This is a genomic window from Streptomyces sp. NPDC001348 (genome assembly GCF_053597535.1).
In genome coordinates, this window is sequence record NZ_JBSFIK010000001.1 from 88,352 (window position 1) to 108,652 (window position 20,301).

The window sequence follows — 20,301 nt, forward strand, 5'->3', positions numbered from 1 at the left end:
AAGTGTTGACCCCATCTCGCTGCCGGAGTAGCGTTGCCAACGAGCGTTGACCAACAGGCGTTGGCACACCAGGAGGTCCTCATGAACGGCACCACTGGCTCCACCGGAACCGCCGCCCGCGACGTCGTCGTCGTGGGTTCCGGCCCCACCGGCCTGCTGCTCGCCGGTGACCTCGCAACCGCCGGGGTTCCCGTCACCCTGGTCGAGAAGCGACCGCACCGGATCAGCAACCTCTCCCGCGCCTTCGTGCTGCACGCCCGCACCCTCGAACAGCTCGACGCCCGCGCCCTCGCCGACGGCCTGGAGGCGGTCGGCCGCCCCCTGGACCGGCTCCGTCTCTTCGGCCGCCTCACCCTCGGGCTCGACACCCTGCCGTCCCGCTTCAACCACCTGCTCGTCCTGCCGCAGTACGAGGTCGAGAAGGCCCTGGAGCGGCGCGCCGTCGAGGCGGGCGTCGACTTCCGCCACGAGACCGAGGTGACCGGCCTGACCCAGGACGCGGACGGCGTCACGGTCGAGGTCCGCGCACCCGGAGGGACCGAGACGCTGCGGGCCGCGTACGTCGTCGGCGCCGACGGCATGCGCAGCGCCGTGCGGGACGCGATCGGGCTGCCCTTCCCGGGCAGGTCGGTGATCCGTTCCGTCGTCCTCGCCGACGTGCTGCTCGCGGAGCAGCCGGACACCCCGCTCACCGTCAACGCCGTCGGTGACGCCTTCGCCTTCATCGCCCCCTTCGGCGACGGCTACCACCGGGTGATCGGCTGGCACCGCGGCCGCGACGTCCCCGAGAGCGAGCCCCTCGAGCTGGCGGAGGTGAAGGAGATCACCCGGCTCGCCCTCGGCCGGGACTTCGGGATGCACGACGCCCGCTGGATGTCCCGCTTCCACAGCGACGAGCGCCAGGCGCCCGCCTACCGGGTCGGCCGGGTCTTCCTGGCCGGCGACGCCGCCCATGTGCACACCCCGGCCGGCGGCCAGGGCATGAACACCGGCCTGCAGGACGCGGCCAACCTGAGCTGGAAACTCGCCCAGGTGCTGGGCGGCCACGCCCCGGAGAGCCTCCTCGACACCTACCAGGCCGAGCGCCACCCGGTCGGCAGGGCGGTACTGCGCAGCAGCGGCGGTATCGTCCGCCTCGCCATGGCCAAGCGCCCCTGGGAGCTGGCGCTGCGGGCCGCCCTCACCGCGTTCCTCGGCGTGGCCGGCCCGGCCCGCCGCAAGGCCGTCGGCCAGGTCACCGGTATCGGCTGCCGGTACGGCGCCCCCCAGGGGGCCCACCGTCTCACCGGCACCCGCGTCCCCGACGTCCGCCTCGCCGACGGGGGCCGCCTCCACGAGGCCCTGCGTGGCGGCCGGTTCGTACTGATCACCCCGGACAAGTACGAGGACGGGCCGGGGCGCGCGGACCGGCTGGCCGTGGCGCGCTGGGCGAGCGAGCGCCGGACGAGCGTGCTGGTGCGCCCCGACGGATACGTGGCCTGGGCGGACGACGCGGCCGGCCCGGCGGCGATCGAGGCGGCGCTCGCGGCCCACGTGGGGTGACCCGTGACGAAAGGGGCGCCCGGCAGACCGGCCGGGCGCCCCTCGGGCGTACGTACCGCGAAGGCCTAGCCGGCCGCGGCCGCGTCCGCCGCCTGCGCCTTCAGTGCGCGTTCCACACCCGCGCGGGACTCCGAGACCAGCCGGCGCAGGGCCGGGGCGGGCTCGGCGGAGGCCAGCCAGGCGTCCGTCCTGGCGAGGGTGTCCTCGGAGACCTGGACCGACGGATAGAGGCCGATCACGATCTGCTGGGCGATCTCGTGCGAACGGGACTCCCAGATGTCCTTCACGACCTCGAAGTACCGGTCCGTGTAGGACGCCAGCAGCTCCCGCTGGCCGGTCTGCACGAAGCCGCCGATCACGGCCTCCTGCACGGCGTTCGGCAGCTTGTCCGACTCGATGACCGACGTCCAGGCCTCCGCCTTGGCCTCCGGCGTCGGGCGGGCCGCGCGGGCGGTGGCCGCGTGGCGCTCACCGGCCGCCGTCCTGTCCCGCTCGTACTCGGCGGCGATCTCCGCCTCGTCGAACCGGCCGACCGCCGCGAGCCGCTGCACGAACGCCCACCGCAGCTCGGTGTCGACGGCCAGGCCCTCGACCGTCTGGGTGCCCTCCAGCAGCGCGTCCAGCAGGTCGAGCTGCTCCGGCGTACGGGCGGTCGCCGCGAACGCCCGCGCCCACGCCAGCTGGTGGTCGCCGCCCGGCTCGGCCGCGCGCAGATGGGCCAGCGTGGCGTCCGTCCAGCGGGTGAGCAGGGCCTCGCGGGCGGCGGGGTCGGCGTACAGCTCGATCGCCAGCTTCACCTGCCGGTGCAGCGACTGCACCACACCGATGTCCGACTCCTTGCCGATGCCGGACAGCACGAGGGACAGGTAGTCGCGGGTGGCGAGCTCCGCGTCCCTCGTCATGTCCCAGGCGGACGCCCAGCACAGGGCGCGCGGCAGGGACTCCTGGAAGTCGCCGAGGTGCTCGGTGACGGCCTTCAGGGACTCCTCGTCCAGACGGACCTTGGCGTAGGACAGGTCGTCGTCGTTGAGCAGGACGACCGCCGGGCGGCGCTTGCCGGCCAGCTGCGGTACGGCGGTCAGCTCGCCGTCGACGTCCAGCTCCACGCGCTCACCGCGCACCAGCTTGCCGCTCGCCTCGTCGAGGTCGTACAGGCCGACCGCGATCCGGTGCGGGCGCAGGACCGGCTCACCCTTGGCCCCGGTGGGCAGCGCCGGGGCCTCCTGGCGGACGGCGAAGGAGGTGATGACACCCTCGGCGTCCGTGACGATCTCCGGCCGCAGGATGTTGATCCCCGCGGTCTCCAGCCACTTCTTCGACCAGGTCTTCAGGTCCCGGCCGGAGGTCTCCTCCAGGGCGCCGAGCAGGTCGGACAGCCGGGTGTTGCCGAACGCGTGCCGCTTGAAGTAGGCCTGCACGCCCCGGAAGAACTCGTCCTCGCCGACGTACGCCACCAGCTGCTTCAGCACCGAGGCGCCCTTGGCGTAGGTGATGCCGTCGAAGTTGACCAGCACGTCGTCCAGGTCGCTGATGTCCGCCATGATCGGGTGCGTGGACGGCAGCTGGTCCTGCCGGTACGCCCAGGTCTTCATGGAGTTGGCGAACGTCGTCCACGAGTGCGGCCACCGCGAGCCGGGCGCGGCGGCCTGGCAGGCGATGGAGGTGTAGGTGGCGAACGACTCGTTCAGCCACAGGTCGTTCCACCACTCCATGGTGACCAGGTCGCCGAACCACATGTGGGCCAGCTCGTGCAGGATGGTCTCCGCGCGCACCTCGTACGCCGCGTCCGTCACCTTCGACCGGAACACGTACTGGTCCCGGATGGTGACCGCGCCGGCGTTCTCCATGGCGCCCGCGTTGAACTCCGGGACAAAGAGCTGGTCGTACTTCTCGAACGGGTACGCGTAGTCGAACTTCTCCTGGAACCAGTCGAAGCCCTGCCGGGTCACCTCGAAGATCGCGTCCGAGTCGAGGAACTCGGCGAGCGAGGGCCGGCAGTAGATGCCGAGCGGCACGCTCTGCCCGTCCTTCTCGTACACGCTGTGCACGCTGTGGTACGGGCCGACGATCAGCGCGGTGATGTACGTCGAGATGCGCGGCGTCGGCTCGAACCGCCAGACGTTGTCCTTCGGTTCGGGCGTCGGCGAGTTGGAGACGACGGTCCAGCCGTCCGGCGCCTGCACGGTGAACTGGAAGGTGGCCTTCAGGTCCGGCTGTTCGAAGGAGGCGAAGACCCGGCGGGCGTCCGGGACCTCGAACTGGGTGTACAGGTAGGCCTGGTCGTCGACCGGGTCGACGAAGCGGTGCAGCCCCTCACCACTGTTGGTGTACGCGCAGTCGGCGACGACGCGCAGGATGTTGCGGCCCTCCAGCAGGCCCGGGAGGGCGATCCGGGAGTCCTTGAAGACCTCGGCGGGGTCGAGCGGATCGCCGTTCAGCGTCACCTCGTGCACGGTCGGGGCCACCAGGTCGATGAACGACTCCACCCCGTTCTCCGCCACGTCGAAGCGCACCGTGGTCACGGACCGGTAGGTACCGCCCTCCTGCGCGCCGGAGAGGTCGAGATCGATCTCGTACGAGTCAACGGTGAGCAGCTTCGCCCGCTGCCGCGCCTCTTCGCGAGTCAGGTTTGTGCCAGGCACGCGGTCATCTCCTCGGTATGCGTAGTTCGGCGGTGTGGCCATCCTTCCATGAGACGGGGGTGGTGTGGGGTAGCTCACTCGTGCCTACCGTGGGTAGCATCATGGGTATGAAGATCAGTGTGAGCCTGCCGCAGGAGGATGTCGCCTTCGTCGACGAGTATGCGAGGAGAACGGAGGCCGAGTCGCGGTCGGCCGTGATACACGCCGCCATCGGGTTGCTGCGGGCGGCCCAGCTGGAGGCCGAGTACACAGAGGCCTTCGCCGAGTGGGACGCCGGCGAGGACGCCGGGTTCTGGGACGGGCTCAGCGGGGACGGGCTGACCGATGAGGCGAGGTGACATCTACCTGGTCGACTACGAGCCGGTACGGGGCGGCGAGGCCAGCAGGGCGCGCCCCTCGGTGATCGTCTCCAACGACGGTGCCAATCAGTCGGTCGAGCGTCACGGCCGAGGCGTGATCACCGTGGTGCCGCTGACGTCCAACACCGCGCGGGTGCTGTCGTTCCAGGTCCTCCTCAGCGCGGCCGAGTGCCACCTGCCCAAGGACTCGAAGGCCCAGTGCGAGCAGGTGCGGGCCGTCGCCCGGGAACGGATGCTCCGCCGGGTCGGCGCGGTGCCGCGACAGCGCATGACGGAGATCGACGCCGCGCTCCGGCGGCACCTCGCGCTGTGAGCGCACGGACGGCGAAGGGCGGCCACCGGCTCGCGGTGACCGCCCCTCCGGGCCGGGCCGGTCCTAGTCGGACGTCACGTCCTGCTTGGCGGACAGCTCCGCCGCCACCAGCTCCGCGATCTGCACGGCGTTCAGGGCCGCGCCCTTGCGGAGGTTGTCGTTGGAGATGAAGAGGGCCAGGCCGTTCTCCACCGTCTCGTCGCCGCGGATGCGGCCGACGTACGACGGGTCCTTGCCGGCCGCCTGGAGCGGCGTCGGGATGTCGGTGAGGGCGACGCCCGGGGCACCGGCGAGCAGCTCGGTGGCGCGTTCGACGCTGAGCGGGCGGGCGAAGCGGGCGTTGACCTGGAGGGAGTGGCCGGAGAAGACGGGGACGCGCACGCAGGTGCCGGAGACCTTCAGGCCGGGGATCTCCAGGATCTTGCGGGACTCGTTGCGGAGCTTCTGCTCCTCGTCGGTCTCGTTCAGGCCGTCGTCGACCAGGTTGCCCGCGAAGGGCAGCACGTTGAAGGCGATGGGGCGCTTGTAGACCTGCGGCTCGGGGAAGTCGAGCGCCTCACCGTCGTGGGTGAGCTTGTCCGCTTCGGCGGCGACCTTCTGCGTCTGCCCGTGCAGCTCCGCGACGCCGGCGAGCCCGGAGCCGGACACCGCCTGGTAGGTGGCGACGACCAGCGCCTCGAGGCCCGCCTCCTCGTGCAGCGGCTTCAGCACCGGCATGGCGGCCATCGTGGTGCAGTTCGGGTTGGCGATGATCCCCTTGGGCCGGTTGACGGCCGCGTGCGGGTTCACCTCGGACACCACGAGCGGTACCTCGGGGTCCTTGCGCCACGCCGAGGAGTTGTCGATCACCACGGCGCCCTGGGAGGCGACCTTCTCGGCCAGCGCCTTGGAGGTGGCGCCGCCCGCGGAGAACAGGACGATGTCGAGGCCGGTGTAGTCGGCGGTCGTCGCGTCCTCCACCGTCACGCCGTCCAGGACGGTCCCGGCGGAACGGGCCGAGGCGAACAGCCGCAGCTCGGTGACGGGGAAGTCGCGCTCGTCAAGGATCCTGCGCATGACCGTGCCGACCTGGCCGGTGGCTCCGACGATTCCGATCCTCACTGCGACTCCTTCTCCGTGCTTGCGGGTGCCCCCTGCGTGGCCGGGGCCTTTCCATCATGCGGTCGCCCCCGGCCCGCGTGTCCAATCCTTTGCCGCGCGTGCCCGAAGGGTGGGACGCGATCATCCCGCGGCCGGTTGCGGTCCTGCCGTCGGCGCCGCGCTGGGCTGGAGGAATTTCCTTGACGGGCGCCGCGCGCCGGAAGCTGTGCTGCCCGGCACCTGCCCGTCGCCGCGGCACTCACACGGCGGTGTGACGTATGCCTCTGCCCGCGCCGCCGGACACGGGGCCGGAAAGCCGCCGGACACCGGGCCGAAAAAGGACCGCGGCGCGCCGAACGTTCCGCCCGGCCCCGGCGTCATAGGGGAAACGCGGCGAGGGGAGGAGCGGCTGTGCTGCGCAGAAGGGCCCGCCGCGGCCAGGGGGCGGACCACGCAGGGGCCGACCCGCTGGACGCGGCACAGGAGCGCCGGGTGCGGGCGGTGCTCGCGCTGGGCGGCGTACCGCAGGCGGACCTGCCGGACGGGGTGCAGCAGGTACGCCTGCGGCTGCTGGAACGGGCCGCGAAGGGTGAGGAGGCGCCGCGTGACGTGTCCGCGTGGGCGGCGGTCGTCGCCTCCAACCTCGCCATGGACTGGCATCGCGCCAAACGCCGTCAGGAGCGGCTCGGCGAACGCCTGGCCGCGCTCCGGCAGGCGGACCATCCCTCCGGCGAGGACACCAGTCTGCTCTCCCTCGCCGTCGCCCGCGGCCTGGACGAACTGCCCGACGCCCAGCGCCAGATCCTCGTCCTGCGGTTCTACGCAGACCTGCCGGTGCGCGGCATCGCCGAGGAGCTCGGCATCCCCGAGGGCACGGTCAAGAGCAGGCTGCACACGGCGGTACGGACCCTGCGCTCCCGCCTGCACGAGGACGAGGTGGTGTGACGTGACCGCCGAACACGACGGCTACGACGGCTACGACGGCACGGACGGCACCGACGGCGCCGACGATCTGGACGCGCTGAGGGCGGTGCTCGCCGGCGAGCCGCTGACCGGCCGGGACCGCGCCGACGCCGCGTTCATGGCCGACCACAGGGCGGCCACGGCCGACGTGGCCCTGCTGCGGGAGCAACTGGGGATCATCGGCGACGCGCTGGCCGGCCCCGAGCCGCGCCCCCGCCCGGCGGCGCGGAACGCACCCGCCGGGGAGCGCTGGTACCGGCACCCCGGGGTGCGGACACTGTCCTTCGGCGCGCTCGTCACCACCGCCGTCGCCTCCGTCCTCCTGGGGCTGGGCTGGCTCGTCACGTCGAACAACGGCATCGACGAGCAGTCGGGCGGCTCCGCGAGCGACAAGTCGGTGTCCGGGGGCAGCGCCCGGGGACCCGCCCGCCTCGCCTGCGCCGACCTCGTGGTCGAGGGCGACATCACGAAGGTCCGGCGGATCCCCGGCACCGACGAGGACCGCGTCACCCTGCGCGTGACCCGCCACTACGTCCCCGAGAAGGGCAAGGACGAGGTGACCGTCCTGGTGGCCCGGGAGACCGTGCCCGACCCCAGGCCCGGCCAGCATGTCCTCGCCGCCATGCACAAGGGCCTCACGCAGCCGGCCCGCTGGCTCACCGGCGCCACCGAGATCACCCGCGAACGCGCCGCCCTCGTGCGGGAACTGCCGAAACCCCGCGCGGGCACGACGACCACCACCTGTGACTGAGGGGTGGGCGGAAGTCCGCCGCACGCCCGGTCAGTTGTCCTTCGAGCGGGCGTAGTGGCGGGACGCCTTGGCCCGGTTGCCGCACGCGGCCATCGAGCACCAGCGGCGGGTGCCGTTCCGCGAGGTGTCGAAGAAGTGCAGGACGCACGCCTCGTGCGCACAGGAACGGATCCGGTCCGGCGCGGTGTCCAGCAGTTCCAGGTAGTTCCGGGCGGCGAGCCAGGCCGGTCCCCATGAGGCGTCCGCGAATTCGGCACGCTCCACCGGCCCCGCCGCGGTGAGCCCGGCCCGGATGCGGCCGTGCTCGAGCACGGCGTCCACCAGCGGCGCCCCTTCCTCGGGAGACCGGTCGACGGCCGCCCGGAGGGCGTCGCGGGCCTGGTGCAGCCGGCGCAGCGTCCGGGCGTCCGGTGCGTACTCCAGCCCGTTGCTCGCCAGCCACACGGCCAGCCCCTCGGTGTCGGTGAGCAGGTCCTGGGTCACGCCTTCGCGGTTCCAGCGCGTGTTGAGCAGGTCGAGCGCGAGGGGCTCACCGGTGAGGGGGCGGGGGTCGCGGGCGGCGGGCATGGTCGGCTCCTTCTCGACTAACCACTCAAGGGTACGTCACCGGTTGACGCACTCCATCTATAACCCTTAAATGGACTTACAGCGGTTAGCTTGCTGGATTCCGCCGAAAGGACAGCCATGCCCCTGCGCACCGGCCACACCGGCCTCAACGTCACCGACCTCGACCGCTCCCTCGCCTTCTACCGGGACCTCCTCGGCTTCACCCTGCTCACCGAGGGGAAGGAGGACGGCCGGCGGTACGCGTTCCTGGGCGACGGCGGCGACAGCCCCGTCCTCACCCTCTGGCAGCAGGCCGACGGTCCGTACGACCGGGCGCGGGCCGGCCTTCACCACCTCGCGTTCACCGCGGAGTCCCTCACCCGGGTGGAGGAGTACCAGCGGGTGCTCGGCGCGCACGGCGTCGACTTCGCCTACGAGGGCGTGGTCGCCCACCGGGAGGGCGCGGCCTCCGGCGGCATCTTCTTCCACGACCCCGACGGCACCCGCCTGGAGATCTCCGTACCGCACGGTGCGCAGGACGCGCCCGCCCCGCACGAGTCCGCCCCCACCTGCGGTTTCTTCTAGCCATGGCCGTCTACCACCCCGGCTCACGGGCGGTGCAGGACCGCGTCGGCGTCCGGGAGTCCGCCGACCACGTGGGCCGCAGCATCGGCAACGGCATCAAACCGGTCGCCGCCGCCTTCCTGGAACTCCAGCCGCTGCTGATCGTCGGCGCGGCGGAACCGGCCGACGGCCGGGTCTGGGCGACGCCCCTGTCGGGCACCCCGGGGTTCGTGCGGGCGACGGGCCCGCACCGGATGTCCGTGGCCGTGGGTGCTGCCCCGGCGACGGCCCTCACCACACCGGACACCCCCGTCGGCACCATCGCCCTGGACCCCCGCACCCGCCGTCGCATGCGTCTCAACGGCCGGCTCCGGCCGACCGATCGGGGCTTCGCGGTCGAGGCCGAGCAGGTGTTCTCCAACTGCCCCAAGTACCTGCAGCGCAGGAAGACCTACGAGACCGTGCCCGACCGCGTCCCGCACGCACCTGTCCGCACCGGCGAACTGACCGGAGCCCAGCGGCGGTTCATCGGCGAGGCGGACACCTTCTTCGTCACGACCGTGCACGCCCACGGAGCCGACACCAGTCACCGCGGCGGCAACCCCGGCTTCCTCCGTGTCACGTCACCGCGCGAGCTGACCTGGCCGGACTACCCGGGCAACGCCATGTTCCTCACCCTCGGCAACCTGCTCACCGACCCCCGCGCCGGCCTGCTCATCCTGGACTGGACGACGGGCACCACCCTCCAGCTCACCGGTGAGGCCCGCACCGAGTACGACGCGGACGGCGAGCGCCGGGTCCGCTTCACCCTCACGGAAGCCGTCGAGACCAGGTCCGCGCTGCCCCTGCGCTGGTCACCGCCGGAATACTCGCCCGCCAATCCGGAGGTGGCGCGCTAACGTCCGTCCATGCGGAGAAAGTTGAGGGTGGCGGCCTACGCCGTGTGTGTCCGCGACGGACAGATCCTGCTCGCCCGGTCCCCGGCACCCGGCGGTCCGCCCGAATGGGTCCTGCCCGGAGGCGGCATGGAGCACGGCGAGGACCCGTACGACACCGTCCACCGTGAACTGATGGAGGAGACCGGCTACCGGATCGAGGTGACCGGTCTCCTCGGCGTGGACTCCTCCCGCCGGGTCCTGCGACGGCCGCTGCGCCCGCTCACCGACCACCACGGTGTGCGGATCATCTACGAGGGCCGCGTCACCGGCGGGGAACTCCGCAACGAGGTGAACGGCTCCACCGACCTGGCCGCATGGCAGGACCTGGACGCGGTACCCGGTCTGACCCGGGTCCGGCTGGTCGACATCGCCCTGCGCCTGTGGCGCGAACGCCCGGCGGCGGGACGGGTGGTGCCCGCGGCGGACGGGACCGGATGACGGGACCCGGTGACGGGCCCGGGGTCCCTCACCTACCCCGGCAGATGAACACGGAGTGACCGCCTCCCGGACGGCGGCGGACCGCTCCATGACCGCGCACCGTACCCGGTGATCCACGTACGGTGATCGGCGCTGCCCGTTGCCGTCTCGTTCACGCGCAGGTCATCCCCAGTGCCAACGATCCAAAGTGAGCGGGATGTTCGCGACAGCGACCGCCCGCGACCACCGCCGACGCAGTTCGCACTCGGGGAGATCGCGCCATGTCGCGCATACGCTCTGTCGCCAGCTCCACGCTGGGGGTCAACCGCCGTACCGTCCTTGCCGCCGCCGGAGGGGTGTCACTGTCCGCGGGCGTGGGATACGCCCTGCGCCCGACGGACAGCCACGCCGCCACCACCACGACGACCGAACAGGCACCGGTCGCCAACGGCCGCAAGGCGCCTGCCCCGCCGCTCGCCCCGTACACCAAGGGCACGACCGTCGCGAGCGTCGCCGCACCCCTGGGCGGCTCCGGCTACCGCCGCCTCGGCGACGGCCCCGGCTGGAAGCGTGTCGTGCGCGGCGACCTGGCCACGCCCAAGTCCGGGCGGGCGGACCGCCGTACGGCCCTCGCCGCGTTCGTGCAGTTCACCGACCTGCACCTGATGGACGTGCAGCACCCGCTGCGCCTGGAGTTCCTGCGCGCCACCGACCCGCACGCCTGGCGCCCGCACGAGGCGCTGACCGTGCAGGGCGCCATCTCGCTCGTCGAGCGGGTCAACGCGCTGCGCGGCGCCCCCGTCACCGGCGCACCGCTGCACTTCGTGATGACCACCGGCGACAACACCGACAACAACGCCCACTCCGAGCTGGAGTGGTTCATGAAGGTGATGTCCGGTGGCCGGATCACCCCCAACTCGGGCGACCCCAGACACTACGAGGGCGCCCAGAACAGCGGTATGAAGCTGTACTGGCAGCCCGACTCCACCGTCCGCGACAACGACAAGTCGCTCGGCTTCCCGCACCTGAAGGGCTTTCTGGCCGCCGCGATCCGCGAGGCCCGCAGCCCCGGCCTCAACCTGCCCTGGTACTCGACCGTCGGCAACCACGACTCCCTGCCGCTCGGCTGCTACGGCTCGCACGGCGACTCCTACCTCGCCGAGGCGGCCATCGGCGGCAGGAAGCTGCTGAGCGTGTCCGCCGCCGAGGCCAAGAAGCTGCAGGACGCCATCAAGAACGCCAAGGACCCCAAGGGCGTGCAGTACCGGGACTTCCTCAAGGCGCACGCCCGGTCCATGCGCTCGGTCACCCCGGACGAGAAGCGCGCCCCCTACACCCCGGCCGACTACCTCAAGGCCCACCTGGACCCGGCCAACCAGGGTCTCGGCCCGGTCGGTCACGGCTACTCCTCGGTCAACGTGGACGCCGGCACCCAGTACTACGCCTTCCGCATCTCCGACGACGTGATCGGCATCAGCCTGGACACCACCGACCCGGGCGGCCACTACGAGGGCTCCATCGGCACCAAGCAGCTGAACTGGCTGGACAAGACCCTCACCGACAACAAGGACTCGTACGCCGTCGTCTTCAGCCACCACACCAGCAAGACGATGACGAACACCCGGCCCGACCCGGCCCGCCCGTCCGAGCGCCGCCACAACGGCGCCGAGGTGGTGTCGCTCCTCGCCCGCCACGCCAACGTCCTGGCCTGGGTGAACGGCCACATCCACAAGAACGTCGTCACCCCGCACACGGCGTCCGGCAACCGCTCCTTCTGGGAGATCTCCACCGCCTCCCACGTCGACTACCCCCAGCTCGCCCGCGTCATCGAGCTGGTCGACAACAAGGACGGCACCCTCTCCCTGTTCACCACGCTGATCGAGTCCGCCGCCCCCCGCCGCACGGACTTCACCGACCTCTCCCAGACCGGCCTGGCCGCGCTCTACCGCGAGCTCTCCTTCAACGCCCCCGGTGCCAGCAAGAGCCTGGCGGGCGACGCCGCCGACCGGAACACGGAGCTGGTGCTGAAAAAGGGCTGAAACGCACTCAACCGTCCCACAGTCAGGCAACCTGCCGTCACGGCGTAGTGTCCCTCCCGGCGACCGAGCTCGACATCACAGTTCAGCTAGGGGAAGACATGCACGCACGCAAGGCACTCGTGGGAGCGACGGCCGCACTCGCCCTGTCGGTGACCCTGGCGGGACCGGCCCTGGCCGCCGCTCCCGCCCCCGCCCCCGCGGCCGCCGGCCACTCGGCCACCCGGCAGGCGGTCGAGGCGGCCGTCAGGGCCGGTGTCCCCGGAGTGACCGGCACGGTGAGGCAAGCGCAGGGCGCCTGGCACGTCACCGCCGGCGTCGGCAACCTGCGTACGGGAGCACCGCGTTCCGCGGCCGACCGCTACCGCGTCGGCAGCATCACCAAGACCTTCGTCGCCACCGTCCTGCTGCAACTGGAGGCCGAGGGCCGCCTGTCCCTGGACGACTCCGTGGAGAAGTGGCTGCCGGGCGTGGTGCACGGCCACGGCCACGACGGCCGCGGCATCACGATCCGCCAGCTGCTGAACCACACCAGCGGCATCTTCAACTACACCGCGGACAAGGACTTCGCCCGCACGTACTTCACGAAGGACGGCTTCTTCCGGCACCGGTACGACACCCTCACCCCGCGGCAGCTGGTGGCCATCGCCATGCGCCACAAGCCGGACTTCGCGCCGGGCACCTCCTGGAACTACTCCAACACCAACTACGTGATCGCCGGCATGGTGATCAAGAGCGTGACGGGCCGCTCCTACGCGCAGGAGATCGCCCGCCGCGTCATCGGCCCGCTCCGCCTCACGGCCACCTCCCTCCCCGGTACGAAGGCCGGCCTCCCGAGTCCGAGCAGCCGCGCCTACGGGAAGCTGGCGGAGACGACGACGGGGCCCACGTACGACGTGACCCGGCTCAACCCCTCCATCGCCTCCTCGGCCGGCGAGATGATCTCCGACTCCGCCGACCTCACCCGCTTCTACAGCGCCCTGCTGCGCGGCAGGCTCCTCCCTCCGCAGCAGCTGAAGGAGATGAAGACGACGGTGCGCGTCGAAGGCGCCCCCAACATCCGCTACGGCCTCGGTCTGATGGACACCACCCTTCCCTGCGGCGTCCACGTCTGGGGCCACGACGGCGGCATCCACGGCTCCTCCTCCTCGGCGACCACGACCGCCGACGGCCGCCACGCCCTGGCGTTCAACTTCAACGCGGACTGGACGGGGGACAGCGACGCGGTGGTCGACGCGGAGTACTGCGGCGACCGCTAGCGCTCCGCCGCGTCCGGGAGGGAGTCCAGCCAGTCGATCAGCCGGGCTCCCTCCTGCTTCATGATCTCCGGGTCGCGCAGGGCGTTGGTCAGCAGCGACATGCCCTGGTACGCGCCCACCAGCGTCAGCGCGAGTCCGTCCGGGTCGGGCAGGCCCAGTTCCCGGAACTGCCCCGCCACCCAGTCGAGGAGCCGCCGTACGACCTTCCCGGCCTCGGCGTCCAGCCCGCCCTCCGTCCGCTTGTCCAGCTCCGCGGCCAGTGTCCCGGTCGGACACCCGAAGCGGGCCGCGAGATCGCGCTGCTCCACCCAGCCGGCCACCAGCGCCTTCAGGCGCTCCCGGGGGCCGGTGAGCCGGTCCAGTTCGCCGGTGACGGCGTCCAGTTGCCGGGAGTGCTCGGCGAGGGCGGCGGCGACGAGGTCGTCCTTGGTCTTGAAGTAGTAGTAGACGTTCCCCGTCGGCACGTCCGCGGCACGCGCGATGTCGGCGATCGTGGTCCGCTCGACGCCCTGCCGGTGCACCACCTCGGCCGCCGCGGCCATCAGCCGCCGCCGCTTGGCTCCTGCGGCCTTCACTCTCGGATTCCGTTCCGGATTCCGCTCCGGATTCAGTGAGTCAGTCACCCGACTAACTCTACGGGGCGATTCGTGCTACGGTTCTGACCCACGAAGTAAGTCAGTCAACTAACTAATTCGCTGGGAGGGTCACATGATCGTCGTGACGGGAGCCACTGGCAACGTCGGCCGGACATTGGTGCGGCTGCTGACGGAGGCGGGGGAGCGGGTGACCGCTGTGGCCCGCCGGATCGAGGAGGCGGACGTCCCGCCGGAGGCCCGGGCGGTGGCCGCCGACCTCGGCGACCCCGAGAGCCTGCGCCCCGCCCTCGAAGGCGCGGAGGCCGTGTTCCTGCTGGTGGCGGGGGAGGATCCGCAGGGCCTTGTGGGCGCGGTCAAGGCGGCGGGCGTACGCAGGCTCGTCCTCCTCTCCAGTCAGGGCGCCGGCACCCGTCCGCAGGTGTACGCGCACGCCGCCCGCTTCGAGGCGGCTGTGCGGGAGTCCGGTCCGGAGTGGACGGTACTGCGCTCCGGCGGCCTGGCCTCGAACGCCTTCGCCTGGGCCGAGCCGGTCCGTCTGCACCGCACGGCGGCGGCGCCCTTCGGCGACGTGGGCCTGCCCTTCGTCGACCCCGACGACGTGGCGGCGGTGGCCGCGGCGGTCCTCCGGGCGGAGGGCGCCGAACACGCCGGAGCGACCTACACCCTCACCGGCCCGGCGCCCACGACCCCGCGCGAGAGGGTGGCCGCCCTGGCGACGGCGCTCGGCGAGCCGGTCCGCTTCGTCGAGCAGACGCGGGAGGAGGCCGAGGCGCAGATGTCCGCCTTCATGCCGCCGCCGGTGGTGGCCGGCACGCTGGCCCTGCTGGGCGCCCCCCTGCCGGAAGAACAGCAGGTCAGCCCCGATATGGAGCGAGTCCTCGGGCGGGCCCCGCGCACCTTCGCGCAGTGGGCGGCACGGAATGCCGCGGCATTCCGGTGAACGGTGAGCGGGTGTAACTGAGCCGACTTCGATACGAGACGTCCAGTTCATCCGTATGAAACGTCCGTACCGCCTCATATCGGCTAACCCGCTCTTCGCGGGGATGGCTCGATCTTGTGCAAGGCGGGTGGTCGTGTGCGCGCGAGGCACGGACTGCGTGTGCTCTCGGTCTACGAGGGCTTCTTCTCGGGCGGCGCCCGGATCGTTCACAGTGATGTGGTGCTGGGGCTCGGTGAGGGCGGTCAGCAGCGTCACCGGGTGCTGAGCATCCATGGTGAGGTGCACCGCGAGGCCACCCGGCAGCGCATGGAGGACGACACCTGTTACCGCTCCCTCACGGGGAGTGGTGTCGAGGTCACGTCACTCGGGCGCAGTGCCGGGCTGGTCGACGGCTCCGTCGCGGCGTCTGTTTTCAGCGGACCCGAGCTGGCCGAAACGGCCCGCGCCATGGCCGAGGCCGACGTGATCCTCTCCCTCAAGGAGCAGCCGCTCGCGCTGCTGAACCAGGGCGGCCTGCCGCGCCGGCCGGTCGTCGTGTGCCTGCACCGGTCCGACCCCGAGAACCAGGGCGAGGCCCTCGACGAGCTCAAGGCCGCCATCGCCGACGGCACGGTGGTCGCCTGTGTGTGCTGCGCCGAGTCGACCCGGGAGGCGTACCGGGCCGCCGGGATTCCGGCCGAGCTGTTGCACGTGATTCCGAACGGAGTCGACCTGCTGCGCTTCCGGCCCGATCCCGCGGCGCGGGCCGCGTTCCGTGCCTCGCTCGGCATCCCTGGCCCCGCGCCCGTCGTCGTCTTCGCCGCCCGGTACGCCACCATGAAGAACATCCCCCTCTTCCTGGGCGCCGCCCGCCAGTGGCTGGCGCGTGAGGGCGGCGGGCACGTGCTGATGTGCGGCGCCGGGATGACCGAGGACAACCCGGCCCTCCGCGCGGACATCGCCGGCGCCTTCGGGGCCGACGAGCAGGAGCTCCGCGAGCGCGTGCACCTGCTCGGGGTGCGGCGGGACATGGAGGCCGTGTACGCCGGTGCCGACGTCGTCTCCCTCACCTCGGCCTCCGGGGAGGCGGCTCCGCTCTGCCTCATCGAGGGCATGATGTGCGGGGCCGTGCCGGTCACGACGGACGTCGGCGACAGTGCGTCCATCGTCGCCGGGCACGGCTTCGTCACGCCTGCGGACCCGGGGGCCATCGCACTGGGCTGGACCGGCGCGGTCGCCGGGCGTGCCGTCTTCGCCCCGGTCCTGGCCCGCAGCCGTGAGCGGTTCAGCCGTACGCGGATGATCGCCGCGTACGCGGCGCTGCTCGAGCGGGTCCACGCGTCCCACGCCGGGGCGCGGGTGGCGTAGCCGCGGACAACGAGGAGGGGCCATCGGACGCCGAACCCGTCCGATGGCCCCTCCGCTCCCCTCCTGGTGCCGTCCCGCCCCCACTACCGGGGCAGCACCACGACGTGCGCGGCCGGATCGCGGTCCGCCGCGGCCATCAGTGCCGTGCGGACGACCGTCGCCTGCTGCCCGAGGGACTCGCGGAGCTTCTTCGGGGTGATGTGGACGACCGTGATGCCCAGCCGCTCCAGGTGCTCCCGCTTGCGGCCGTACTCGGACCACATCGCGTCCTCCTCCTGCCGGGGCGCCCGCGTGTCCAGCTCCACCGCGACCGCCTGCTCGGGCCAGTAGGCGTCCACGCCGCCGAGGTGGGGGCCGCCGGCGAGGCGGAGGTCGACGTTCCAGACCGGGTCGGGCAGGCCGTGCTCGCGCACCATCCGGTACAGGCGGCCCTCGGCGACGGCCCGGCCCTCCGCGAGCAGCGAGTCCACCGCGCCCACCACGTGCGGGCGGGTGAGGAGCTTCGCCCGGGTCAGTTCCCGCACCACGGCGGCCGGTTCGCAGTGGCCCGCCCGTACCGCCTCCGTCAGCAGCCCGCGCACCACCGCCGCGTCCGTGAGCCCGGCCACCGCGTCCGCCAGGGCACGCGCCACCGGCGCCACCGGCAGGCCCGTCACCTGGCGCGGAGCGGGCAAGTCGGCGGCGCGGACGACGTGGACGTAGCCCGCGGAACGCAGCCGGCGCAGCCGGGGGACCAGGACGTCGATCTGGTCCAGGGAGAGCAGCGCGGGCGTCGACGTGAAGCCGTGCAGGGTCAGGGCCGCCAGGCCGGTGACCATCGCGTCCGCGTACACCGGACGGTGGGGGGCCTCCGCGCTGGGCTGGGCGGGCACCGCCGTCGGTGCTCCCGGCGCCGGCTCCTTCGCCGCGTACATCAGCGCCGCGTGCAGGCGCTCCTCGCTGGTCGGCGGGCCGGGGTGGAGCAGGGTGACGCCGGGCAGCAGCAACTGCCAGGGGCCGCCGGGGCGGCACCGTTCGTTCAGTTCGGCGGCGGTGACGCCGTGGGAGCGGAGCAGGGCCGTGGTCGTCACCCGGCGGTGCACCTCGGAGAGGTGGCGGAGGGGGCGGGGGGAGAGCGGGGTGTTGTGCGTCATGATCTCCCGATTCCCGTGTCCCGTCCGTCTCTTAACCCCTGTTACACGCTCGTCGACGAATGCGGACAAGCCGGCACTAAAGGACGGGTGTTCGGGTGCCGAGTAGACAGGGAAAACCCCTGGTCCGTTCGGGTACGGACCAGGGGTTACGGCTCTGATTGCCTGAATTCCGTAACGGTCACCGACCGGCCGACCTCAGGCCAAGGCTGCCGTCGCATCGCACTGCTGTCCGCGCAGCCCACGGGCCAGGTCGTCCCGGGCCTCCAGCACCAGCCGGCGCAGGGCGGGCGCCGCGTCCGGGTGCGCGGCCAGCCAAGCGTCCGTCGCCGCCAGGGTGGCCGGCGAGTCCTGGAAGGACGGGAACAGCCCCCGGACCACGTCCATGCCGATCTGGATGGACCGCTCGGACCACACCCGCTCGATCGCCGCGAAGTACTTCTGCGCGTACGGCGCCGTCAGCTCCCGCTGCGAGGGCCGGTCGAAGCCCGCGATGGTGGCCTCCACCAGGGCGTTGGACAGCGCGTCGGACTCCACCACCTGCGCCCAGGCCTGCGCCTTCACCGCCGCCGACGGGCGCGCGGCCAGGCAGCGGACCTGGTGGCGCTTGCCGGACGCCGTGTCGTCGCGGGCCAGCTCGGCCGCCAGTACGCCCTCGTCGGCCACCCCGTGCGCCGCAAGGGGCTCCAGGAACGCCCAGCGCAGCTCCTGGTCCACCTCCAGTCCCTCGATCCCGACGGTGCCGTCCAGCAGGTCCTTCAGCAGCGTCAGGGCGTCCTCGCCGGTGGCCGTCGACGCGAAGAACCGTGCCCACGCCAGCTGGTGCTCGCTGCCCGGCTCGGCCTGCCGCAGCTCCCGCAGGGCGCCCTCGGAGAGCAGCCGCTCGCCGGTCGGCCGCCAGTCCGGGGCCGCGTAGTGGACCAGCGCCGACTCGGCCCAGGCGTGCAGCATCTGCACCACGCCGATCTCGGACTCCCGGCCCGCGAACCGCAGCACCAGGCCGACGAAGTCCCGGGCGGGCAGCAGCGCGTCCCGGGTCATGTTCCACAGCGCCGACCAGCACAGGGCGCGGGCCAGGGGGTCGGTGATCGCGCCCAGGTGCTCCCGGAGCGCCGCCAGCGAGGCCTCGTCGAAGCGGATCTTGCAGTACGTGAGGTCGTCGTCGTTGACCAGGACGAGCTCGGGTGCTTCCGCCCCGGACAGCTCCGCCACCACCATCCGCGGCCCGTCGACGTCCGTCTCCACGCGCGCGTACCGCTCCAGCGCACCCTCGGGCGTACGCCGGTACAGGCCCACCGCCACCCGGTGCGGGCGCAGTTCCGGGTGGGATTCCGGCGCCTCCTGGAGCACGGCCAGCTCGTCGATCCGGCCCTCCGCGTCGAGCAGCACCTGCGGGGTCAGCGAGTTGACCCCGGCCGTCTGCAGCCAGGAGCGCGCCCAGGCGGTGAGGTCCCGGCCGCTGGTCTCCTCGAGGACCGACAGCAGGTCGCCCAGGCGCGTGTTGCCGTAGGCGTTGCGCTTGAAGTAGCGGCGGGCGCCCTCCAGGAAGGCGTCCCGGCCGGCGTACGCCACCAGCTGCTTCAGCACGGAGGCGCCCTTGGCGTACGTGATCCCGTCGAAGTTGAGCTTGGCGTCCTGCAGGTCGCGGATGTCGGCGGTGATCGGGTGGGTGGAGGGCAGCTGGTCGGCCCGGTACGCCCAGGCCTTGCGGCGGTTGGCGAAGGTGATCCAGGCGTCGGTGAAGCGGGTCGCGCCGACGCTCGCGAACGTGCCCATGAAGTCCGCGAAGGACTCCTTGAGCCACAGGTCGTCCCACCACTCCATGGTGACCAGGTCGCCGAACCACATGTGCGCCATCTCGTGCAGGATGACGTTGGCCCGGCCCTCGTACGACGCCCGCGTCACCCGCCCGCGGAAGATGTACTCCTCGCGGAAGGTCACCAGACCGGGGTTCTCCATCGCGCCGAGGTTGTACTCGGGCACAAAGGCCTGGTCGTACTTCCCGAAGGGGTACGGGTAGTCGAAGTGGTCGTGGAAGAAGTCCAGGCCCTGCTTGGTGATCAGGAAGACGTCGTCGGCCTCGAAGTACGGGGCGAGACCCTTGCGGCACATGGCGCCGAGCGGGATCTCCAGCCGGGTGCCGTCCTCGAAGGTGCGCGTGTAGAGGTCCGTCACGTAGTGGTAGGGGCCCGCGACCACGCATGTGATGTACGTCGAGATCGGCTTCGTCTCCGCGAAACGCCAGACGCCGTCGGTGAGCTCGCCGGTGCCGTTGCTCCACACCGTCCAGCCCTCGGGCGCCCGCACCTCGAAGCGGAAGGGGGCCTTGAGGTCGGGCTGCTCGAAGTTCGCGAACACCCGGCGGGAGTCGGCCGGCTCGTACTGGGTGTAGAGGTAGACCTCGCCGTCCTCCGGGTCGACGAAGCGGTGCAGGCCCTCGCCGGTGCGGGAGTAGGCGCACCGGGCGTCCACCGTCAGCTCGTTCTCGGCGGCCAGGTCCTCCAGGGTGATCCGGGCGCCGTCGAAGACCTCACCGGGGTCCAGGTCCTTGCCGTTGAATGTGACGGCGTTCACGCTCGGGGCGATCAGATCGGCGAAGGTGGCGGCGCCCGGCTCGTTGCAGCGGAACCGGACGGTGGTGACCGAGCGGAAGGTGCGCGGCCCCCTGTCCTCGGGGTCTCCGTCACCGACCGCCGACCGCAGGTCCAGGGACACCTCGTACCCGTCGACGGACAGCAGGGCGGCCCGCTCCCGGGCCTCGTCGCGGGACAGATTCTCACCGGGCACGGGCGGCAGCTCCCTCATCGTCGGACGTACGGCTGAACGGCACCGATCCTGCCATGCGCGTCTCACGCCGGACACCGGGAATGACGTCGGC

At 72.0% G+C, this 20,301-nt stretch carries 18 protein-coding genes; 12 read left to right on the forward strand and 6 right to left on the reverse strand.

What is annotated here, in order from left to right; genetic code table 11:
* Nucleotides 1-81: 81 nt before the first annotated feature.
* Nucleotides 82-1,542, forward strand: coding sequence for an FAD-dependent monooxygenase (locus ACWC21_RS00450; RefSeq protein ID WP_450876539.1), 1,461 nt, complete (start codon nucleotides 82-84; stop codon nucleotides 1,540-1,542).
* A 65-nt stretch (nucleotides 1,543-1,607) separates the two neighbouring features.
* On the opposite strand, the gene pepN (ACWC21_RS00455) is transcribed toward ACWC21_RS00450, so the two are convergent.
* Nucleotides 1,608-4,184 carry an aminopeptidase N gene (gene pepN, locus ACWC21_RS00455; protein WP_450876541.1) on the reverse strand — a complete coding sequence of 859 codons (2,577 nt, stop codon included), beginning with the start codon at nucleotides 4,182-4,184 and terminating at the stop codon, nucleotides 1,608-1,610.
* Between the two features lie 107 nt (nucleotides 4,185-4,291).
* Between pepN (ACWC21_RS00455) and ACWC21_RS00460 the strand changes: the two genes are divergently transcribed.
* Together ACWC21_RS00460 and ACWC21_RS00465 are read left to right on the forward strand one after the other, a co-directional pair.
* Complete coding sequence (locus ACWC21_RS00460; protein ID WP_450877007.1) at nucleotides 4,292-4,522, forward strand: ribbon-helix-helix domain-containing protein; 231 nt, start codon at nucleotides 4,292-4,294, stop codon at nucleotides 4,520-4,522.
* A complete protein-coding gene (locus ACWC21_RS00465; protein WP_450876543.1) occupies nucleotides 4,509-4,856 on the forward strand; it encodes a type II toxin-antitoxin system PemK/MazF family toxin in 348 nt (115 codons plus the stop codon). Before ACWC21_RS00460 ends, ACWC21_RS00465 begins: the two co-directional genes overlap by 14 nt.
* Before the next feature lie 63 nt (nucleotides 4,857-4,919).
* On the opposite strand, the gene ACWC21_RS00470 is transcribed toward ACWC21_RS00465, so the two are convergent.
* A complete protein-coding gene (locus tag ACWC21_RS00470; protein WP_450876545.1) occupies nucleotides 4,920-5,957 on the reverse strand; it encodes an aspartate-semialdehyde dehydrogenase in 1,038 nt (345 codons plus the stop codon).
* Between the two features lie 390 nt (nucleotides 5,958-6,347).
* Between ACWC21_RS00470 and ACWC21_RS00475 the strand changes: the two genes are divergently transcribed.
* Nucleotides 6,348-6,881 carry an RNA polymerase sigma factor gene (locus tag ACWC21_RS00475; RefSeq protein ID WP_450876547.1) on the forward strand — a complete coding sequence of 178 codons (534 nt, stop codon included), beginning with the start codon at nucleotides 6,348-6,350 and terminating at the stop codon, nucleotides 6,879-6,881.
* Between the two features lies 1 nt (nucleotide 6,882).
* Entirely contained in the window at nucleotides 6,883-7,650 is a 768-nt protein-coding gene (locus tag ACWC21_RS00480) for a hypothetical protein (RefSeq protein ID WP_450876549.1), read from the forward strand.
* Nucleotides 7,651-7,680: 30 nt separating this feature from the next.
* Here the strand turns inward: ACWC21_RS00480 and ACWC21_RS00485 are convergent, their stop codons facing one another.
* The gene (locus tag ACWC21_RS00485) at nucleotides 7,681-8,217 is read right to left on the reverse strand and encodes a CGNR zinc finger domain-containing protein (RefSeq protein WP_450876551.1); all 537 of its coding nucleotides are present in this window, start codon (nucleotides 8,215-8,217) and stop codon (nucleotides 7,681-7,683) included.
* A gap of 117 nt (nucleotides 8,218-8,334) precedes the next feature.
* On the opposite strand from ACWC21_RS00485, the gene ACWC21_RS00490 reads away from it, so the two are divergent.
* The 5 genes from ACWC21_RS00490 to ACWC21_RS00510 all read left to right on the forward strand — a co-directional run bounded on the left by ACWC21_RS00490 (nucleotide 8,335) and on the right by ACWC21_RS00510 (nucleotide 13,410).
* Nucleotides 8,335-8,781: a VOC family protein gene (locus tag ACWC21_RS00490; protein WP_450876553.1), complete on the forward strand. Its 447-nt coding sequence runs from the start codon at nucleotides 8,335-8,337 to the stop codon at nucleotides 8,779-8,781.
* A gap of 2 nt (nucleotides 8,782-8,783) precedes the next feature.
* Nucleotides 8,784-9,659: a pyridoxamine 5'-phosphate oxidase family protein gene (locus tag ACWC21_RS00495; RefSeq protein ID WP_450876555.1), complete on the forward strand. Its 876-nt coding sequence runs from the start codon at nucleotides 8,784-8,786 to the stop codon at nucleotides 9,657-9,659.
* A gap of 9 nt (nucleotides 9,660-9,668) precedes the next feature.
* Nucleotides 9,669-10,136: an NUDIX hydrolase gene (locus ACWC21_RS00500; RefSeq protein ID WP_450876557.1), complete on the forward strand. Its 468-nt coding sequence runs from the start codon at nucleotides 9,669-9,671 to the stop codon at nucleotides 10,134-10,136.
* Between the two features lie 260 nt (nucleotides 10,137-10,396).
* Entirely contained in the window at nucleotides 10,397-12,154 is a 1,758-nt protein-coding gene (locus ACWC21_RS00505) for a TIGR03767 family metallophosphoesterase (protein WP_450876559.1), read from the forward strand.
* Between the two features lie 98 nt (nucleotides 12,155-12,252).
* Nucleotides 12,253-13,410 carry a serine hydrolase domain-containing protein gene (locus ACWC21_RS00510; protein ID WP_450876561.1) on the forward strand — a complete coding sequence of 386 codons (1,158 nt, stop codon included), beginning with the start codon at nucleotides 12,253-12,255 and terminating at the stop codon, nucleotides 13,408-13,410.
* Here ACWC21_RS00510 and ACWC21_RS00515 read toward each other — a convergent pair.
* Nucleotides 13,407-13,952: a TetR/AcrR family transcriptional regulator gene (locus tag ACWC21_RS00515; RefSeq protein ID WP_450877009.1), complete on the reverse strand. Its 546-nt coding sequence runs from the start codon at nucleotides 13,950-13,952 to the stop codon at nucleotides 13,407-13,409. The genes ACWC21_RS00510 and ACWC21_RS00515 overlap by 4 nt on opposite strands.
* A 166-nt stretch (nucleotides 13,953-14,118) precedes the next feature.
* Here ACWC21_RS00515 and ACWC21_RS00520 point away from each other — a divergent pair, with 166 nt between their 5' ends.
* A complete protein-coding gene (locus ACWC21_RS00520) occupies nucleotides 14,119-14,946 on the forward strand; it encodes an NAD(P)H-binding protein (protein WP_450876563.1) in 828 nt (275 codons plus the stop codon).
* A 159-nt stretch (nucleotides 14,947-15,105) separates the two neighbouring features.
* Nucleotides 15,106-16,293 carry a glycosyltransferase gene (locus ACWC21_RS00525; RefSeq protein ID WP_450877011.1) on the forward strand — a complete coding sequence of 396 codons (1,188 nt, stop codon included), beginning with the start codon at nucleotides 15,106-15,108 and terminating at the stop codon, nucleotides 16,291-16,293.
* An 83-nt stretch (nucleotides 16,294-16,376) separates the two neighbouring features.
* Here ACWC21_RS00525 and ACWC21_RS00530 read toward each other — a convergent pair whose 3' ends face one another.
* Both ACWC21_RS00530 and pepN (ACWC21_RS00535) read right to left on the reverse strand, forming a co-directional pair.
* Entirely contained in the window at nucleotides 16,377-17,426 is a 1,050-nt protein-coding gene (locus ACWC21_RS00530; protein ID WP_450876565.1) for a hypothetical protein, read from the reverse strand.
* Between the two features lie 195 nt (nucleotides 17,427-17,621).
* Complete coding sequence (gene pepN / locus ACWC21_RS00535) at nucleotides 17,622-20,210, reverse strand: aminopeptidase N (protein ID WP_450876567.1); 2,589 nt, start codon at nucleotides 20,208-20,210, stop codon at nucleotides 17,622-17,624.
* Nucleotides 20,211-20,301 lie beyond the last annotated feature (91 nt).

Bases quoted from the DNA above. Each gene is read 5' to 3' on its own strand.
- ACWC21_RS00450 (WP_450876539.1), top strand. From the start codon at position 82: ATGAACGGCACCACTGGCTCCACCGGAACCGCCGCCCGCGACGTCGTC.
- ACWC21_RS00460 (WP_450877007.1), top strand. From the start codon at position 4,292: ATGAAGATCAGTGTGAGCCTGCCGCAGGAGGATGTCGCCTTCGTCGAC.
- ACWC21_RS00465 (WP_450876543.1), top strand. From the start codon at position 4,509: ATGAGGCGAGGTGACATCTACCTGGTCGACTACGAGCCGGTACGGGGC.
- ACWC21_RS00485 (WP_450876551.1), bottom strand. From the start codon at position 8,217: ATGCCCGCCGCCCGCGACCCCCGCCCCCTCACCGGTGAGCCCCTCGCG.
- ACWC21_RS00490 (WP_450876553.1), top strand. From the start codon at position 8,335: ATGCCCCTGCGCACCGGCCACACCGGCCTCAACGTCACCGACCTCGAC.
- ACWC21_RS00495 (WP_450876555.1), top strand. From the start codon at position 8,784: ATGGCCGTCTACCACCCCGGCTCACGGGCGGTGCAGGACCGCGTCGGC.
- ACWC21_RS00500 (WP_450876557.1), top strand. From the start codon at position 9,669: ATGCGGAGAAAGTTGAGGGTGGCGGCCTACGCCGTGTGTGTCCGCGAC.
- ACWC21_RS00505 (WP_450876559.1), top strand. From the start codon at position 10,397: ATGTCGCGCATACGCTCTGTCGCCAGCTCCACGCTGGGGGTCAACCGC.
- ACWC21_RS00510 (WP_450876561.1), top strand. From the start codon at position 12,253: ATGCACGCACGCAAGGCACTCGTGGGAGCGACGGCCGCACTCGCCCTG.
- ACWC21_RS00515 (WP_450877009.1), bottom strand. From the start codon at position 13,952: ATGGCCGCGGCGGCCGAGGTGGTGCACCGGCAGGGCGTCGAGCGGACC.
- ACWC21_RS00520 (WP_450876563.1), top strand. From the start codon at position 14,119: ATGATCGTCGTGACGGGAGCCACTGGCAACGTCGGCCGGACATTGGTG.
- ACWC21_RS00530 (WP_450876565.1), bottom strand. From the start codon at position 17,426: ATGACGCACAACACCCCGCTCTCCCCCCGCCCCCTCCGCCACCTCTCC.